This window comes from Variovorax boronicumulans (assembly GCF_009811375.1).
GTDB classification, from domain to species: Bacteria; Pseudomonadota; Gammaproteobacteria; order Burkholderiales; family Burkholderiaceae_C; genus Variovorax; species Variovorax boronicumulans.
On sequence record NZ_BKDH01000011.1, the window covers coordinates 1 to 1,215 of the forward strand.

Consider the following 1,215-nt stretch of genomic DNA (forward strand, 5'->3'; position numbering starts at 1 on the left):
ACCACGCCCAGGTTGTGCGTGATGAACAGGATGCTCATGCCCGTCTCGGCCTGCAGCCGGCGCATGAGTTCGAGGATCTGCGCCTGGATGGTCACGTCCAGCGCCGTGGTGGGCTCGTCGGCGATCAGCAGCGTCGGGTCGCAGGCCATGGCCAGCGCGATCATCACGCGCTGGCGCATGCCGCCCGACAGCTGGTGCGGGTACTCGTGGATGCGCTGGGCGGCAGCCGGAATCTCCACCAGCTCCAGCATGCGCAGCGCATGGGCCAAGGCCGCCTTGCGGTCCAGGCCCTTGTGCAGGCGCACGCTCTCGGCAATCTGCTCGCCGATGGTGAACACCGGGTTCAGGCTGGTCATCGGCTCCTGGAAGATCATCGACAGCTGGTTGCCGCGCAGCGAGCGCATCTCGCGCTCGCCGATCTGCAGCAGGTCGAGCGTCTTGCCTTCACGCGTGACGAACGAGGCGCTGCCGCTGACCTGTGCGTTGGCGGTCTTGGGCAAGAGGCGCATCAGCGTGAGGCTGGTGACCGACTTGCCCGAGCCCGACTCGCCCACCAGCGCAGTGGTCTTGCCCGGTTGAATCGAGAAGCTCACGTCGGCCACCGAGCGGATCAATCCGTCTTCGGTGGGGAAGCTGGTGCTCAGGTTGGTGACCGTGAGGCGTGGGGAACTGGAAGCCATGTTCATATCAGGTAGGCCTTTCACGTGGGATACCGCAGAACCGGCTTCGCCGGGCTGCTGGTATCGCCCCCGGCGAGGGGGTAGGAGGCCACACGAAGTGGGCAAGCCTGGGGGAGTGCTTTCATGCCGTCTTCTTGAGCTTCGGGTCGAGCAGGTCGCGCACGCCATCGCCCAGCAGCTGCAGCGACAGCGCCGTGAAGATGATCGCCAGGCCCGGGAACAGCACGACCCAGAAGGCCTGGTGCGCGTACTGCTGGCTGCCCGCGACCATGGTGCCCCAGGTGGGGATCTCGGGCGGTACGCCCACGCCCAGGAACGACAGGCCGGCCTCGGCCAGGATGGCGTAGGCGAAGATGAACGACACCTGCACGAGGATCGGTGACATCAGGTTCGGCAGGATGTGACGCCACAGGATGCGAGAGGTGCGCACGCCCAGGGCCCGTACGGCTTCGACGAACAGCAGTTCGCGCACGACCAGCGTCGAGGCCCGCACCACCCGTGCGACACGCGGCGTATAGACCAGCACCAGCGCGAG

The 1,215-nt window shown here is 66.7% G+C and carries 2 protein-coding genes; both read right to left on the bottom strand.

Going from position 1 to position 1,215, the window contains the following annotated elements; genetic code table 11:
- Positions 1-686, bottom strand: a 686-nt coding sequence (locus VHAB30_RS30910; protein ID WP_159279714.1) for an ABC transporter ATP-binding protein, incomplete at its 3' end; no start/stop codon positions are given.
- 115 nt (positions 687-801) lie between these two features.
- Positions 802-1,215: ABC transporter permease (locus VHAB30_RS30915; protein WP_159279715.1), on the bottom strand; the 414-nt coding region annotated here is incomplete at its 5' end.